This is a genomic window from Acinetobacter sp. ANC_7682, assembly GCF_056779795.1.
In genome coordinates this window covers 99,816-115,790 of the sequence record NZ_JBWYIQ010000002.1, presented here as the reverse complement: position 1 = coordinate 115,790, position 15,975 = coordinate 99,816, and the positions used below count along the sequence as shown (strand labels likewise).

Genomic DNA, 15,975 nt, shown 5'->3' with positions numbered 1-15,975 from the left:
GGGGCATTTATAACAATGCGTTACAAATGAGAATATATAATGAAAAAAATTTTAACTTTAGCTATCGCTACTGCTTTAACAACGACTCTTGCTCAAGCTGCGGGTGAACTACCAACGAAACAACACTCAACTGCTGAACTCAAGGCAATGGATTGTGCAACACTAGCTGTTGAAAAAGCCAATGCTAAGCGTAACTTAGAAAATGCTGATAAAAATATTGCAGCTGCTGCAACCCAAACGCCAGCTAAATCATTGAGCAAATGGGCGGGTATGGCAGGTAATGCATTATCTACTTTCGGTGGCAACTCAGAAAAAGCAACAAAAATGGGGCAAGTTGCAAACTCTGTAGCGGGTGAAAGCGATACTTCTGATGCTGCAAATATTCCATTACAGCAACAGATCAAAGCTGCATCGCAAGCAAACATCGATAATATTGGAATCTATCAAGGTTCTAAAAAATGCAAAATCTGATTTAACGCTATTTGAGTGATCAGTCATAAAAAAGCCTGCTAAAGCAGGCTTTTTTTTAATTTCCTTGAACCAAACGTCTTGCGCTAATGATGCCTGGTTGCTGTTCCAATCGAGCCAACAAACGAGACAATTGAGCCAAACCTTTGACCTCAATCAATAGTTTCATATTGGCAATACCATCCGCTTCCGAAATGGTATTCACTTGGCGAATATTAATCTGATCTGCAAAAATCACTTGGGTTAGATCTTTCAGCAGTCCTCGACGATCATAAGCCTCAACCACAATTTGGACACTCTGCCCTCTTGTCGGTTGCATTTCCCAATCTGCTTCAACAGCGCGTTCAGGTTCTTGGCTGATCATACGCACATAATCCGGACAAGCCACCTTATGAATACTCACCCCACGATTGAGTGTGATATATCCAGCAATCGACTCACCATGAACAGGCTGACAACATTGTGCAATATGTAGTTCAACATTATCCAAACCGTCAATCAGAATCCCATGCGCTGATAATGTATGACTCGCCCGTGGATTTAATGCTGGCTTCAGGACCAACTCAGGCTCATCTTGATCCAAGTGCATATGACGATTGACTTGATTGATCAATGCATGAAGACTGATATCTCCACTCACCAAAGATACAAGAATATCCTCACCCGTTTTAACGTTAAAATGAGCACAATAATCACTCAAATCAATACTTTTTGGGTGAATTGCAAGACGTGATAATTCCTTAGTGAGAATCTCTCGACCAACTTCTAAGTTCTTACTACGGTCTTGCTGTCTGAACCAATGGCGTAATTTATCTCTTGCACGCGCTGTCTTGATATAACCTAAAGAGTTCACCAACCAATCACGATTTGGCTCACGATCTTTCTTGGTCAAAATCTCGACTTGTTCACCTGTTTTTAATGTATAAGTCAGTGGAACATAACGTTGGTTCACACGTGCTGCATAACACTTGTTGCCAACCTCCGTATGCACATGGTATGCAAAATCTAAAACGGTTGAATTACGCGGTAATTCTTTGATGTCACCATCACGACTAAAAACATAAATTTTTTCAAAATCTTCAAAATCTTGAAGCTGATTGAAATTTTCAGTTTCGTCTTCATTCGGATGCGCACCTGCTTCATTTCGTTCTTGATAATGCTCAAGCACCGAACGTAAAGAGTGTAAACGATGATTAAATGAATAATCTGTAGTTTTCGCACCTTCTTTATAATTGAAATGAGAACAAACGCCTAACTCAGCTTCTTCATGCATTTCAGTGGTTCTGATTTGAATCTCTAAAGATTTATTTTCAGCAATCACTGCGGTATGTAAAGAGCGGTAACCATTGGCTTTCGGGTTAGTGATGTAATCATCAAACTGATGGGGAATATGACGCCAGATTTGGTGTACGATCCCCAAAGCGTGATAACACTCAGATACATTCTGAACCAGTACACGAACAGCTCGAATGTCATATAGCTGATCGAAACTTAAGTTCTTGCTTTTCATTTTTCGATAAATCGAATAAATGTGTTTCACACGACCTGAGATTTCAGCCTCAATGCCATGCTTCAGCAACTCACTTTTCAGCTTATCGACCACGAATTGAATATATTGTTCGCGCTCTAAGCGTTTTTCATTGAGCAAAGATGCAATTTCTTTATAGCGCTCTGGTGCTAAATAACGGAACGCAAGATCTTCAAGTTCCCATTTTAACTGCGCGATACCAAGACGATGCGCCAAGGGAGAGTAAATGGTCAAAATTTCTCGTGCGACACGCTCTTGACGCTCTTTTGGAGAGTTTGCCAACTCACGCAAAGCCAGCGTACGCTCAGCCAACTTGATTAATACAACGCGAACATCCTCTGTTACTGAGATCAACATCTTGTAAATCCCAGTTAAATGTTCACGCTGATTATTATTGAAGTGATCTTCTAAACGTTTATTTTTTTCGATCAGCTCTGACAACTTACCCATTGCCAAAGTGCCTTTCACCAAATTGTAGACACTTTCACCAAAGCTTTTACGAATCTCCTCAAGCGACGTCATGCCCTCACGCACACTACGATAAAGCATCGCTGCTGACAAAGTATCTTCATCAACATGTAGGTGAGCCAAAATATCTGCCATACCTAAACCGGTCGCGAAGGTATTGGTTTTATGATGGTGATCAGAAGTCAGTTCTTTTTTTAAAACACTAAGAGCGACTTCTTCTAATTTTTTAAGTTCTGCACCGTCTAAAATAATCCGCGCACGGTCTAGCCAAGTTGCTAAACCAAGTTGCGCTTCAGCGGCATGCTCTACAGTCGTTTCCTCAGACAACTCAGTCAGTCGTCCAGGTAACTGCTCACGTACTGTGACCATACCCTTCTCCTTTTTTAAATCTAATCTTCATTTTATTAAATCAACACTTAGCTCTAGCTTTTTTCAAATAAAGCAATAGATTCAACATGGCCTGTATGACTGAACATATCCATCACACCAGCTTTCTTCAACTGATAGCCATGTTGTACTAAAATCCCCGTATCACGTGCTAATGTAGCAGGATTACAGGAAACATAGACGATTTTTTTTGCACCAAAATTTGGCACATAGTGCATAATTTCTTCAGCTCCAGCGCGTGGTGGGTCTATTAAGAGTGCATCGAACCCTTGATTTGCCCAAGAATGTTGCGAAAAATCTTGCGTTAAATCCTGAGCATAAAATTTTACGTTTGTGATGCCGTTTTTCAGTGCATTTTCTGTCCCACGCATCACCATTTCCTCACTTCCCTCCACCGCGACGACCTCACCCCGTGTTACAGAACGTGCAAGTGGCAATGAAAAATTCCCTAGACCACAGAATAAATCAAGAACACGCTCATTTCCGCTCAGGTCAAGCAATTCACATGCCAGCTTAACCATTTGAGGATTAATGGTGGGGTTAACCTGAGTAAAGTCAGTCGGTTTAAAACCAAACGTCACGTTAAAATCAGGTAGTGAGTAATGTAATCGCTCAGATAGGTCACCATCCGCACGATGAACACTACTTACACCAGCGGGTTGCAAATAAAGCTGCCATGATCTTTCTAACGCAAATTCACGCAGTTGGTTGACATCATTTTGCGGTAATTTGTTGGTATGACGTATCAAAAGTGCAACCTCTTGATCTCCTTTCGCCAATTCAATATGACCTATATCTGTTTTTGACTTCAGTTTTTCAAGGAGTACCTTGAGGTGAGGTAACGCAGCATCTAGCTCTGCATCTAAAATTTTGCAGGTTTTAATTTCAGTAAGCTGATTAGATTGAGCCTCACGAAAACCCATGACTAATTTATTTTTTTTAGCAATGTAGCGAACGCCAATACGAGCCTTGTGACGATAATCTTCACGTGTCGAACACAATGGTTCTAGCCACGACTCTGGAAGAGTACCTGCAAAGTGGGTGAGATGCGACTCTAAAACTGATTGTTTTAAACGAATTTGTTCATCTAATTTTATGTGCTGCATATTACAGCCTCCACATTTTCCAAAATGTGGACAAACTGGCTGTGTACGAATTGGACTCGGCGCCCCAATCAACTGCACACAATCAGCTTCTTCTAATTTTTTTGCCTGATGGGTAATTTGAGCTTCTACTGTTTCTCCTGGCAGTGCAAAACGAATAAAGACCTTTTTACCCAATTTGTCTTGAGGATGTTCCTGTCCTTGAAAATGTGCGATCCCTCGCCCTTCGTGTGAAAGTCTCTCAACTGTAAATGTATAACGAGGAAGTTGAGATGAGCGATGTGCGGCACGTTGTTTCAAAGAGATAACCTAATGTTGAGTTGATTTAAAATCCGAGGCGGTGAAGTCAGTTTTTTCAGCAGTTTCTTGCCAAATACGCAAAAATTCTGTTTGCTGGGGTTGACCTTGAAGATAATGAATCGTCGCTTGAATCCAGAGACGATGATCTTCAGGCAAAATCTGTCCTTTTAACAATACATAGCGCAGATAGACTAACCATGTGTTTAAAACATCCCCTTCACAATAACTGGTTAATTCTATCCAATTATTGTTACGAACATATTCAGGGATAAAATAACCTGGTGTTCCGCGCTTACCCGGGTAACCGAGCATATAGGCGACATCATCCAGTTTTTGGAAGTGACGCGCATTAAACATTGCCATAAAATCCATCAAATCAATATGACGATGATGGTAACGATTCTGGTAGTTATTATAGCGCTTTTGTGTATCAATTTCGCCTTGATCAAACAGACTTGGCGCAGACAACCCATGATACATTGCTCTATACATAATAACAGGCAGATCAAATTGGGAGCCATTCCAACTGACTAAAGTCGGATTACGTTTATCAAAAATTGATAGAAATTTTTGTAAAATTTCAGGTTCTGAATAATGTTCACGACTGAATGAAAATAATTTCATTCCCGCCTTTTCATCAATCCATAGTCCTGAAATACAGACAATTTCATGTAAAGCAAGTCGCTGAAAGTCAGTGCCCGCTTCTTGACGTCTTAACTTACTCAGCGCTTGTTCAATACTATCTTCTGGTAAATCTAAGCCATATAGATGCGCTCCTGATTTAAGATCGGTCAATGTTTCAATATCAAACACTAAAACAGGTAAGCGCATATAGATTTACTCGAATTTATTGTTCATCTTCTACAGAGAATAACCCCGTAGAGAGATAACGATCACCACGATCACACACGATACATGCAATCACAGCACCAGGATGTTGTTCAGCGATTTTTATTGATGCCCAAACTGCACCACCAGAAGAAGTACCAGCACTAATTCCTTCCTTGCGTGCCAATTGACGAGCCATTTTTTCAGCTTCAATTTGTGGAATATCCATAATTTGATCAACACGAGAAGCATCAAAAATCGTCGGCAAATATTCTTGAGGCCAACGGCGAATACCTGCAATATTCGATCCTTCAGATGGCTGTAGACCAATAATTTGAATATCTGGATTTTGTTCTTTGAGGTATTTTGAAATCCCCATGATGGTTCCCGTTGTGCCCATCGAACTTACAAAATGCGTAATTTTACCGCCAGTTTGTTGCCAAATTTCTGGACCAGTTGTCAAATAGTGTGCTTGGACATTGTCTGGATTACCAAACTGATTGAGCACCAAACCTAGACCATCTTTTTCCATTTTCAATGCGATATCACGAGCTTCTTCCATATTCTCGGATTCAATAAGCTCAGCACCATACGCACGCATTGCATCTTTGCGTTCTTGGCTAGAACTTGCAGGCATAATCAATTTCATTTTATAGCCACGCATTGCCGCTACCATGGCTAATGCAATACCTGTGTTACCACTAGTCGCTTCGATCAGCGTATCACCTGGCTTAATGTCACCACGTTTTTCAGCTTGCATGATCATGTTATATGCTGGGCGATCTTTGACAGAGCCCGCTGGATTATTCCCTTCCAGTTTTGCCAATACAGTCGCTTGAGTATGACTTGCCAGACGCTGTAACCTAACCAATGGGGTTTTACCCACATAGTGGTCTAATAAAAAATCGTCTGATTGAAAATCTACTTGTGTATTACTCATTATTTGCACCCATATTGAGGTGCAGGTATTGTATGAAAAAAAGTATCTCACTGCATCAATTTCAAAGGCTTTTTAATGAGGGTGATTAAAGCACCATCATTTTTTTAAAGCGTGCTAATATGCCCAACATGGGGAATGAGTCACTCTGCACATGTCGAATTTGAATAAAAAAATCTTCAATCGCTTAAAACTAAACCATGCTTATGGGCAATTGATTGCCCTCATTTTTGTACCCATTGCGGTACTGGCAAGCGTTGGTTCTGCACTGGTACTCACAGAGACTTCTAATTCCGCAAAATCAGAACAACGCTTTGCCGCAAATGCAATTTTAAGTCGTTATAAATACACGACAGAAAACCTACTTATTGCGCTAGAAAAAAACCCCTCACAAGCGCAACAAGACCGCGCTAAAAGCATCTTACAAAAGATGTTTAATGAAAAATATTTACTCAGTGTCGCAGTCCTAGACCAACAACAAAAACCTTATTTTGGGTTAGGCTATCGCAATGAAAAACCTTGGCCTAGCTTCCCGACCAATGTACAAACATTTGGTCCGATTAAAGATCAACATAATCATATTTATGGCTTAGCATTAAATACGCCTGATCAAAGTAAAAAATGGCTTGTTATCGAGCTAGATAATCAACCTCTCGCCATCTCTCAATATCGTGTTTTCATTGTACTGATCACGACGGGTTTGTTGACACTTTTACTCTTATTACTGTGCTTGAACTTTTATTCACGACGTTGGATTGCACCTATGTACGAAATACGTATGCAATTACAGCGACTCAATGCAGACACACTCGACCAACACATGGTCATCAATAGTACTGGCGAGTTAAGGTTACTCCAACGTGATATTGCGAATGTCGTGAAGCGTCTACATTTCAGCTTTTTAGAGCTGAAGGAACATACCGAGCAGACCGAAGACGATTTAAGACGTACGCTTGATACACTTGAAGTGCAAAATATTACTTATAAACAAGCACGCGATCAGGCCATCTCATCCAATCAGGCAAAATCTGTTTTTCTTGCCAATATCAGTCATGAGTTGCGTACCCCGCTGAATAGTATCGATGGTTTTATTCACTTGTTATTGCGCCAAGAGAATCTCAGCAATGATCAAAGCCTGTATTTGCAAACGATTCGCAAATCATCAGCACATCTTTTAGCACTGATCAATGACGTCTTGGACTTTTCAAAAATTGATGCCGGTAAACTTGAATTAGAAACCGCATCATTTGATTTAGAAGAAGCGATCTTCGATGTTATGGACATGTTGTCGCCATTAGCCGCCCAAAAAAATATCGACATGGCCCTCTACTATGCCGATAACATTCCAAAGTATGTGATTGGCGATGCTTTACGTTGTAAACAGATTTTGACTAACCTGATTTCAAATGCCATTAAATTCACCCCTGATGGTGAAATTATTGTACGTGTTCGCATGGAGCATGACGATCTAGAACATTGCCTATTACATTTCAGTGTTCAAGATAGTGGTATTGGATTAAGTGGTACAGATCGGAAACGGTTATTTGAATCTTTTTCTCAAGGCGATGCTTCCGTCACTCGTCAATTTGGTGGCACAGGTTTAGGCTTAGCAATCTCAAAACAATTGGTTAATCTGATGCATGGCCAAATTGGCTTTGAAGATAACCAAGAACGCGCCCCAACTGAAAAGGGTTCAACATTCTGGTTTACTGCGAAATTTGCGGTTGATGAATATGAAATTATTCATCCGCAATTCCATGACATGCGTGTCATCTCCTATTTAGCCCACCCTGCAACTGCGAATGTTTTACGTCATTATTTAGAAAATTACGGTGTTGAACACACAGAAGCTCAATCCATTCTAGATTTATTCAGCCGTCTAAACGGTTTGACACATCATCCTGAAAATACGTGGTTGATTGTAGATCACAGTGGTGATCCAGAGGCTTTATTAAAAGAGATTCGCGGACGTTATCAAGGTCACTTAGCCGTATATGGCTATCAGATGGCACTCGACCTCAACATGTTGAATGAATACAAAGCGAGGCCACTGTATCAACCTCTGAGCCGCTCATCATTAATTCAGCTCTTGGAAAATCAGCCAATATTTGAAGTTGAACCTCATGATAACTTTAAAGCCCTTAATTTACATGTACTTGCAGTAGACGATCATCTACCAAACTTAATCGTTTTAGAAGCTTTGCTCGGCGAAATTAATGTTCAAACAACTAAAGCGCAAAGTGGACAAGAGGCACTACAAATTTTACAACAACAGATTCAAAATGATGAAAAGCCGTTTGATCTGATATTTATGGACATTCAAATGCCAGTGATGTCTGGCATCGATACGACTCGTGCGATCAGATCGTTAGAATCCACCATCGAGGGACGTCACACACCAATCATTGCACTCACAGCACATGCTTTAGCAGATGAGAAACAAAAATTACTTAAAGTCGGCATGGATGACTATGTCACCAAACCAATCCAAATGGATCAGATTATTCGGATTCTGACCCATTGGAGCAGTGATAAGTTTATTCATCCAATTAAATCCCAAGAAAAAACTTTACGTATCGAAACCTTAGATCATCAGGTTTTAGATTGGAAACAGTGCGTTCAATTGGCAGCGAATAAAGAAGATTTAGCACAAGATTTATTGAAGATGCTGGTGGACAGCTTCCCGAATGAACTTGCTGAAATAGAACAACTCATCGAACTTGAAGATTATCCGCAGCTCGAACATGTACTACACCGTTTATATGGGGCAACACGCTACGTCGGCACTCCGAATTTACAAAACATCACAGGTGAATTTGAACAGTTCGTTTCAACGCTGCGTAAAGAGCGTAGAAAAGCAGATGAGCAATTTATTGAAAATGTGATGAAACGGCTGGATGAATTAAAAGATGCGATTGTACAAGTAAAAGAAGCAGCCGAGTCTATTCTGAATCATTAATAGACGATCAACACACTGTATTAGGCAATACGTGATGACTCTACTGTCACGACAGTCTATTTTGGACATGTTATGCTTAAACAAGGAACAATAAACTCGAGTCACAATAATGGCTGTAATACGTGTAGAAAAAAATAATGGAATTGCGACGGTTTTTCTGAATCGTCCCGACAAACGTAACGCGATGAGCTTTCAACTTTTGAAAGAGTTGGTGCAAGTCGCAAAAAAAATTAAATCTGATCGTACTATCCGCTGTGTGATTCTCACTGGTGAAGCCAACGTATTTAGTGCAGGTATTGATTTAACAGACCTGAATAATCCACAAAATCGTGCTTATGCCGCATGGGAACTCATTAAGCCTGGTCAAAGTCTATTTCAAAAAGCTTTTTTAATCTGGCAAGAACTCCCTGTTCCAGTCATTGCAGCTATTGATGGGTATTGCTTCGGTGCAGGTATGCAATTGGCTTTAGCTGCTGATATTCGAATTGCCCACCCCAATACCCAAATGTCGATCATGGAAACCCGTTGGGGCTTAGTTCCAGATATGGGGTTAACGCGCTCAATCAAAGGTATTATTGGAGTCGACCTAGCCAAAGAATTATCATTAACAGCACGTGTATTTGATGGTCAATATGCCAAAGAAATTGGATTGATCACGCATGTTGATGACAAGCCGATGCAAAAAGCTCAAAAGCTTGCCGAAGAAATGTTGCAACGCTCACCAGATGCCTTAGCCGCAGTCAAACAAGTCTTAGATGCAATGGAACACGCACCCCAAAAATCACTTCGTCTTGAGAAAATTTGGCAACTCAAATTACTCCTTGGCAAAAACAGTCAAATCGCGCGTAAAAAAGATAAAAATCCAGATTTGGAATTTTTACCACGTCAATTTAAATAAATTGGTTTTCAAACTTAGATAAGGGATTAGCTTCAACAATGATTAATGGTCAAACTAAAATCGCATTCTTAGGTATGGGTTTAATGGGTAGCAGAATGGCGACTCGATTGATACAGGCTGGGTTTTACACTGCTGTCTGGAACCGAAGCCCCAATGTATGTGAGCCGTTAATCCAGCTTGGGGCACATCCCCTTCAAATCTCTGAGATAGCACAATTTGATCTGATCCTAACTTGTTTAGCCGATGACAATGCGGTAGAGGCTGTTTTTTCTCAAATTGAATCACTGATTCAACCCGAGCAGATTATTGTGGACTTCTCAAGTCTATCTGTGGATAAAACTAAAAATCTTGCACAACGTGCCGCTGCGAAATCAGCGCATTGGATAGATTCTCCTGTATCGGGCGGAACAGCTGGTGCTGAAAATGGCAGTTTAGTTATTTTTGCTGGCGGACCATCGAGCATCATCGAATCTTTACAACCAATGTATCAAGTTCTTTCACAACGTGTAACCTGTATGGGTGGAACTGGAACAGGACAAGCCACCAAAATTTGTAATCAACTCATCGTTGCTGCAAATAGCACACTCATCGCAGAAGCTGTTGCTTTAGCAGATCAGGCGGGTGTTGATACTCAACTGCTTGCACCTGCCTTAGCAGGTGGATTCGCCGACTCTAAACCTTTTCAAATTTTAACACCACGTATGGCAACGCATGAGTTTGAGCCTGTGCAATGGAAAGTTCAGACGCTGTCTAAAGATTTAAATAATGCCTTGAGTTTGGCTCGACAATTTGACCTTAATATTCCTGTCGCTCAACAAGCCTTAGAACAATTGAAAGCGCATCAATCCAACGGCTTTTCTGAATCAGACCTTGCCTCAGTCATTCTGCAAGTTGAACAAAACAATAAATAGGTCGCATTCAATATGAAGCTCGCTGTCAATTTATCGATGATCTTTACAGAAGTTCCACTCATTGAACGCTTTGCGCTGGCTGCTGAATATGGGTTCCAACATGTAGAAATTCAATTTCCATATGAGCTGAGTATTAAGCAAATTCAGCATGAACTCAATGAACATCAACTTAGCTTGTGTCTCATCAACGTTCCTGCCGGAGATTTAATGCAAGGCGGATGCGGATTAGCAAGTAGCCCAAGTAAAACTGATGAATTCAAACAAGCTGTTGACTTAGCGATTGAATATGCATGCTCACTCAATATACCTCGAGTGAATATTTTGGCTGGCAAGCAACCAGATAATGTTGAATATCAGGTCTGCTATGAAACCTTAGTCTCAAATCTTAAATTTGTCAGCGAGATCTTCACAGCGCATGGGATTCAACCCGTTTTTGAGATGATTAATGGCTTTGATATGCCCAACTTCATGATTCAAACAATGCATCAAGCCAAAGAGTTACTGAAAGACGTCAATCATCCAGCTCTAAAAATGCAATTCGATTGCTATCACATGGCTAGAATGCAAGAAGACCTGATTCTGTCACTCAAAGAAAATATGCAACACATTGGGCATATCCAATTTGCAGATGTACCAGGTCGACATGAACCACTCACAGGGATAATTGACTATCCCGCTATTTTTGAATGCATTGCAAATAGCACGTATGAAGGATTTGTCGCAGCCGAATATCGCCCCCAATCTCATTCAACAAATTCTTTCACATGGAAAAATAAACTTCTTTAATATCATCATATTGTGGTATGAAATTTGTTCAAAGTTTGAATTTTCAAGCAGAAAGCGCTATAGTGAAAGATGAGTTATAGTCAGGAAAATACACTTCTCATGAATTTAGAACCATCGCCCGGCGCTTCTAATTCTCACGAACTCTCTTTGAATTCTCCAAAACAAGACGTTCAAGCTTGCTTAAAAGTTGTTCAAGAAGCATTGCTTGACGTTAAAGCAAAAGAAATCACAACGATTGATGTTAGCGAAGTGAGCAATGTTGCAGATGCAATTGTCATTGCTTCAGGTACTTCTACACGTCACGTGAAAGCGCTTGCAAACAACGTCGCTGATGAAGCACGTAAAGCAGGTTTTCGCCCTATCGGTATTGAAGGCGAAAGCGATGCAGAATGGATCCTTGTTGATCTTGGCACTGTTGTAGTACATCTGATGTTACCTACAGCACGTAAGTTTTATGATCTAGAAAACTTATGGCGTAATGCTTCAACTACAGATTCTGTAGCATAAACATATTAAAGCGACCTTCTTGGTCGCTTTTTTATACTGCGCATTTTAAATTTATAACAATAAAGCCAACAAAAAAGAACTCACTAATTTGGTTTACCTTGATATGACCATGATAAAAGCCACAAGAACAGATCACGATGCATTAGTAGAAACATTAATGCAATCCTTTTGGAACGAAGAGTTTTGCAACTGGGCGATCCAAGCTGAAAAACTGAGTTTCCAACAAAAACATGCAAAACTTGAGCAATTCTTTAGTATTCAATTGAAAGATATCGCTCAACCATATGATGAAGTCTATACCAATCCCGATCGCTCAGTTGCTGCACTTTGGATTCCGCCAAATCAGTGGGATTTAAACCTCATTCAGCAGGTTAAACTACTCCCTCAATTAACGAAGATTATCGGTTTAAGACAACTGGTGAAATTTATTCACATCATTAATCTGGTGCAGAAACATCATCCCAGTGAGGCGCATTATTATTTACAACTCATAGGTGTAAGTCCTGACCACCAAGGACAAGGCTTAGCCAGCAAAGTCTTAAAACCTATTCTCACAAAGAGCGATCAACACGGTATCCCATGTTATTTAGAAACTGCAACACCAAGCAATGTTGGACTCTATCGTCATTATGGATTTGAAGTGATCTTTCACCTTCGCGATCTGCCCTACGATGCACCTGAAATTTGGGGAATGTGGCGAAAACCTACACATGAAAAATAAAAAAACCACCCGAAGGTGGTTTTTTTAAAACAGTCTATAAATTAGTGACCTGTACCATTAATGGCTTTCGTCATATCTTCAACAACTTTCTTCGCATCACCAAAGATCATCATTGTTTTGTCGTTATAGAACAAGTCATTATCAAGACCCGCATAACCTGTCGCCATAGAGCGCTTGATCACCATAATGGTACGAGCTTTATGTGCTTCAAGAATAGGCATACCATAAATTGGCGAGTTTGGATCATCTTTCGCTGCAGGGTTAACGACGTCATTCGCACCGATGACCAACACCACATCTGTTGCTGGGAAGTCTGAGTTAATCTCATCCATCTCTAAGATGTCTTCGTACGGAACATCTGCTTCAGCTAAAAGGACGTTCATGTGACCAGGCATACGACCTGCCACTGGGTGAATCGCAAAACGTACAGTTACACCTTGCTCTTTCAATAAGTTTGCAAGCTCTTTCACCGCATTTTGAGCACGACCTTGCGCCATACCATAACCTGGTACAATAACAACACTGTCTGCATTTGACATTAAGAAGCCAGCATCGTCAGCAGAACCAGAACGGTAGTTGCGTTGAACTGCTGCACCAGCTGCTGCTGTCGGTGCTACAGCACCACCCATTGCACCACCAAACAATACGTTGATGATTGAACGGTTCATTGCTTTACACATAATATAAGACAGAATTGCACCTGACGAACCTACAAGCGAACCTGCAACAATTAACATGTTGTTTTCAAGCGTAAAACCAATCCCTGCTGCCGCCCATCCAGAGAATGAGTTAAGCAAAGACACCACAACTGGCATATCACCACCACCAACAGGCGCAATCCATACCCAACCAAAGGCTAAAGCAAGTGCTGTCATTGCCCAGAACGAGGTCATGTTACCCGTCAAGAAGAAGTGAATCCCTGCTGCTAGCATCGCAATAAAAATCAAAGCTTGAACAGGTTTAACCCATGCACCTGAAATCGTTTTTGCCCATTTCTTTGCCGCCAATTTACCATAAGCAAATACCGATGCAGTGAATGTAATGGCACCAACGAAACATCCTACGAATAATTCGAATAAATGTACGCGACTCATTTCATGGAAGTTCACACCATTTGCAGCCAGTAAGTCTGGCCCAAGCTCGACGAGCTTGTTGTTGTGAATAATTGCAGCGATCGCAATCAACACTGCAGCAAGACCCACGAGTGAGTGCATGAGGGCAACTGTTTCTGGCATTTGTGTCATAGGCACTGTACGAGCTCGAGCAATACCAACAATCGCACCCAATACCATTGCACCGACAATCATCCATACCACAGGATTATCAGCAACAAAGAAAGTTGTTAACACGGCGATTGCCATTGCAATCATACCGTAACGGTTACCTGCAATTGCTGTCTTAGGACCAGACAAGCCACGCAAAGTTAAGATAAAAAGAACGGCACCTATTAGGTAAAACCAATCCGCATACTCACGAATAAATTCCATGTATTAACCCTCTTTTTTCTTTTGCTTTGGCTTAAACATTTCAAGCATACGAGCGGTTACAGCGAAGCCACCGAAAATATTAATGCTTGCTAAGAAAACAGCGATCGCACCTAATACACTCACCACATTGATGGTTTGAAAATCAACAGCCCCCTCAACACCCATAACAGGTAGACCAACAGTTTGGATCATCGCGCCGACAATAATAATTGAAGACAATGCATTCGTTACGGCCATCAGTGGCGTGTGAAGCGCAGGTGTCACTCCCCAAACAACGTAATAACCTACGAAGATTGCGAGGACAAAAATTGTAATAGTTTCAACCATGATCAGTCTCCTTAACCACGCTTCAACAGCACTTGACCACCATGAGTGACAAGCAATGCTTTTTGGATTTCGTCTTCTTGATTGATACTGTAGTTTTTATCTTGATCAAAAAGCGTTTCAACAAAGTTATAAACGTTACGTGCATATAGCGCTGAAGCTTCTGTAGAAACGGTCGCTGGAATATTTGGGACACCCAAAATTTTCACGCCATTATCAGTCACAACAGTTTCACCGCATTTTGAGCCTTCAACGTTACCGCCAGTTTCAACTGCCATATCAAGGATGACTGAACCTGGTTTCATTTTGGCAACTGTTTCAGCTTTAATTAAGCGCGGTGCATCACGACCTGGTAAAAGCGCCGTCGTGATCACGATGTCAGCATTCGATACCGCTTTGTCTACAATTGCAGCTTGGTCTTTAATATATTGTTCACCAGGCATCCAACCATAACCATTTTTTGCAGCTTCATCGGCACGCGCTTGCTCTTCTGCTGACATTGGTACGTCTAACCATTTACCGCCTAAAGATTCAACTTGATCTTTGGCTGTTGGACGTAAGTCTGTCGCTTCAACAATAGCACCTAAACGTTTGGCTGTTGCAATCGCTTGTAAGCCTGCTACACCAACACCCATGATGACTACACGAGCTGGTTTAACCGTACCCGCCGCTGTCATTAACATTGGGAACATACGTTGGTACTCTGCCGCCGCAAGAAGCACAGATTTATAACCTGCCAAGTTTGCTTGTGATGACAACACGTCCATATTTTGGGCACGAGATAACGTACGTGGTAATAACTCAAGTGCAAATGCAGACACTTGCTGAGCAGCGAATTGATCAAGTTCCGTATTACGGTACGGATCAAACATCGCAACCACTGTGGTGTTTGGGGCTAATTTTTGTATTTCTTCGCCTTTAGGTGCGCGAACTTTTAAAACCAATTGACTGCCGGTATAAGCATCATCAACAATTTTTGCACCAACCTGTTCATAGGCACTATCAATATAAGCAGCTTTAACACCTGCATTACGTTGGATAACGACACTGTGACCAGCACCAATTAACTTCTTTACTGTTTCTGGTGTCGCAGCTACACGACTTTCACCAACTACAGTTTCGGTAGGGATTCCGATCTGCATGAGCATTCCTCAAGCTAATTTTTCTTAAAGTAGATATCGCATTCCTGCGATATACCCCTGGATGTATTCATGTGAATTTTTTGGATTCTAATTGAACTTTTTTAAATTACCACCCAATATTTATTTAATAAATACCCTCATTTTGAACTCATGATTCACAATCATCACAAAATTTCATGGTATTTGATCTATCATTTTCATAAAAAATAGTTCCAGATTCG

Annotated in this window: 14 protein-coding genes; 7 read left to right on the top strand and 7 right to left on the bottom strand. The window is 40.9% G+C overall.

Annotated elements, in window-relative coordinates; translation table 11 throughout:
- The first annotated feature begins 39 nt into the window (after positions 1 to 39).
- The gene (locus AC1M9D_RS01390; protein ID WP_092768319.1) at positions 40 to 471 is read left to right on the top strand and encodes a hypothetical protein; all 432 of its coding nucleotides are present in this window, start codon (positions 40 to 42) and stop codon (positions 469 to 471) included.
- A gap of 55 nt (positions 472 to 526) precedes the next feature.
- Here AC1M9D_RS01390 and AC1M9D_RS01385 read toward each other — a convergent pair whose 3' ends face one another.
- The 4 genes from AC1M9D_RS01385 to cysM are packed head-to-tail and all read right to left on the bottom strand — an operon-like array spanning position 527 to position 6,022.
- The gene (locus AC1M9D_RS01385) at positions 527 to 2,833 is read right to left on the bottom strand and encodes a RelA/SpoT family protein (RefSeq protein ID WP_179998623.1); all 2,307 of its coding nucleotides are present in this window, start codon (positions 2,831 to 2,833) and stop codon (positions 527 to 529) included.
- A 53-nt stretch (positions 2,834 to 2,886) separates the two neighbouring features.
- Positions 2,887 to 4,254 (bottom strand): 23S rRNA (uracil(1939)-C(5))-methyltransferase RlmD, encoded by a 1,368-nt coding sequence (gene rlmD, locus AC1M9D_RS01380; protein WP_481611345.1) that lies wholly within the window; start codon positions 4,252 to 4,254, stop codon positions 2,887 to 2,889.
- 9 nt (positions 4,255 to 4,263) lie between these two features.
- A complete protein-coding gene (locus AC1M9D_RS01375; RefSeq protein ID WP_035265329.1) occupies positions 4,264 to 5,085 on the bottom strand; it encodes a 3'-5' exonuclease in 822 nt (273 codons plus the stop codon).
- Positions 5,086 to 5,101: 16 nt separating this feature from the next.
- Positions 5,102 to 6,022 carry a cysteine synthase CysM gene (cysM, locus tag AC1M9D_RS01370; RefSeq protein ID WP_481611344.1) on the bottom strand — a complete coding sequence of 307 codons (921 nt, stop codon included), beginning with the start codon at positions 6,020 to 6,022 and terminating at the stop codon, positions 5,102 to 5,104.
- A 151-nt stretch (positions 6,023 to 6,173) separates the two neighbouring features.
- Between cysM and AC1M9D_RS01365 the strand changes: the two genes are divergently transcribed.
- The 6 genes from AC1M9D_RS01365 to AC1M9D_RS01340 all read left to right on the top strand — a co-directional run bounded on the left by AC1M9D_RS01365 (position 6,174) and on the right by AC1M9D_RS01340 (position 12,801).
- The gene (locus AC1M9D_RS01365; RefSeq protein WP_481611343.1) at positions 6,174 to 8,978 is read left to right on the top strand and encodes a GacS-like sensor histidine kinase; all 2,805 of its coding nucleotides are present in this window, start codon (positions 6,174 to 6,176) and stop codon (positions 8,976 to 8,978) included.
- 109 nt (positions 8,979 to 9,087) lie between these two features.
- The gene (locus tag AC1M9D_RS01360) at positions 9,088 to 9,876 is read left to right on the top strand and encodes a crotonase/enoyl-CoA hydratase family protein (RefSeq protein ID WP_481611342.1); all 789 of its coding nucleotides are present in this window, start codon (positions 9,088 to 9,090) and stop codon (positions 9,874 to 9,876) included.
- A gap of 38 nt (positions 9,877 to 9,914) precedes the next feature.
- Positions 9,915 to 10,787 carry an NAD(P)-dependent oxidoreductase gene (locus tag AC1M9D_RS01355; protein ID WP_481611341.1) on the top strand — a complete coding sequence of 291 codons (873 nt, stop codon included), beginning with the start codon at positions 9,915 to 9,917 and terminating at the stop codon, positions 10,785 to 10,787.
- A 12-nt stretch (positions 10,788 to 10,799) separates the two neighbouring features.
- Positions 10,800 to 11,573: a hydroxypyruvate isomerase family protein gene (locus AC1M9D_RS01350; protein WP_481611340.1), complete on the top strand. Its 774-nt coding sequence runs from the start codon at positions 10,800 to 10,802 to the stop codon at positions 11,571 to 11,573.
- A 99-nt stretch (positions 11,574 to 11,672) separates the two neighbouring features.
- Positions 11,673 to 12,080 carry a ribosome silencing factor gene (gene rsfS / locus AC1M9D_RS01345; protein ID WP_035265319.1) on the top strand — a complete coding sequence of 136 codons (408 nt, stop codon included), beginning with the start codon at positions 11,673 to 11,675 and terminating at the stop codon, positions 12,078 to 12,080.
- 103 nt (positions 12,081 to 12,183) lie between these two features.
- Positions 12,184 to 12,801, top strand: coding sequence for a GNAT family N-acetyltransferase (locus tag AC1M9D_RS01340; RefSeq protein WP_481611339.1), 618 nt, complete (start codon positions 12,184 to 12,186; stop codon positions 12,799 to 12,801).
- A gap of 41 nt (positions 12,802 to 12,842) precedes the next feature.
- Here the strand turns inward: AC1M9D_RS01340 and AC1M9D_RS01335 are convergent, their stop codons facing one another.
- From AC1M9D_RS01335 to AC1M9D_RS01325, 3 genes are read right to left on the bottom strand one after another with little or no spacing between them, the layout of a single operon-like run.
- On the bottom strand, positions 12,843 to 14,288 hold the full coding sequence (locus tag AC1M9D_RS01335) for an NAD(P)(+) transhydrogenase (Re/Si-specific) subunit beta (protein WP_481611338.1): 1,446 nt from the start codon (positions 14,286 to 14,288) through the stop codon (positions 12,843 to 12,845).
- Between the two features lie 3 nt (positions 14,289 to 14,291).
- Positions 14,292 to 14,615 (bottom strand): proton-translocating transhydrogenase family protein, encoded by a 324-nt coding sequence (locus tag AC1M9D_RS01330; protein ID WP_035265316.1) that lies wholly within the window; start codon positions 14,613 to 14,615, stop codon positions 14,292 to 14,294.
- An 11-nt stretch (positions 14,616 to 14,626) separates the two neighbouring features.
- On the bottom strand, positions 14,627 to 15,754 hold the full coding sequence (locus AC1M9D_RS01325; protein WP_481587563.1) for a Re/Si-specific NAD(P)(+) transhydrogenase subunit alpha: 1,128 nt from the start codon (positions 15,752 to 15,754) through the stop codon (positions 14,627 to 14,629).
- Positions 15,755 to 15,975: the final 221 nt, after the last annotated feature.

Coding starts and splice junctions, on each gene's coding strand:
- AC1M9D_RS01355 (WP_481611341.1), top strand. CDS start 9,915: ATGATTAATGGTCAAACTAAAATCGCATTCTTAGGTATGGGTTTAATG.
- AC1M9D_RS01385 (WP_179998623.1), bottom strand. CDS start 2,833: ATGGTCACAGTACGTGAGCAGTTACCTGGACGACTGACTGAGTTGTCT.
- AC1M9D_RS01325 (WP_481587563.1), bottom strand. CDS start 15,754: ATGCAGATCGGAATCCCTACCGAAACTGTAGTTGGTGAAAGTCGTGTA.
- AC1M9D_RS01340 (WP_481611339.1), top strand. CDS start 12,184: ATGACCATGATAAAAGCCACAAGAACAGATCACGATGCATTAGTAGAA.
- AC1M9D_RS01335 (WP_481611338.1), bottom strand. CDS start 14,288: ATGGAATTTATTCGTGAGTATGCGGATTGGTTTTACCTAATAGGTGCC.
- AC1M9D_RS01390 (WP_092768319.1), top strand. CDS start 40: ATGAAAAAAATTTTAACTTTAGCTATCGCTACTGCTTTAACAACGACT.
- AC1M9D_RS01365 (WP_481611343.1), top strand. CDS start 6,174: ATGTCGAATTTGAATAAAAAAATCTTCAATCGCTTAAAACTAAACCAT.
- AC1M9D_RS01360 (WP_481611342.1), top strand. CDS start 9,088: ATGGCTGTAATACGTGTAGAAAAAAATAATGGAATTGCGACGGTTTTT.
- AC1M9D_RS01350 (WP_481611340.1), top strand. CDS start 10,800: ATGAAGCTCGCTGTCAATTTATCGATGATCTTTACAGAAGTTCCACTC.
- rsfS (WP_035265319.1), top strand. CDS start 11,673: ATGAATTTAGAACCATCGCCCGGCGCTTCTAATTCTCACGAACTCTCT.
- cysM (WP_481611344.1), bottom strand. CDS start 6,022: ATGAGTAATACACAAGTAGATTTTCAATCAGACGATTTTTTATTAGAC.
- AC1M9D_RS01330 (WP_035265316.1), bottom strand. CDS start 14,615: ATGGTTGAAACTATTACAATTTTTGTCCTCGCAATCTTCGTAGGTTAT.
- AC1M9D_RS01375 (WP_035265329.1), bottom strand. CDS start 5,085: ATGCGCTTACCTGTTTTAGTGTTTGATATTGAAACATTGACCGATCTT.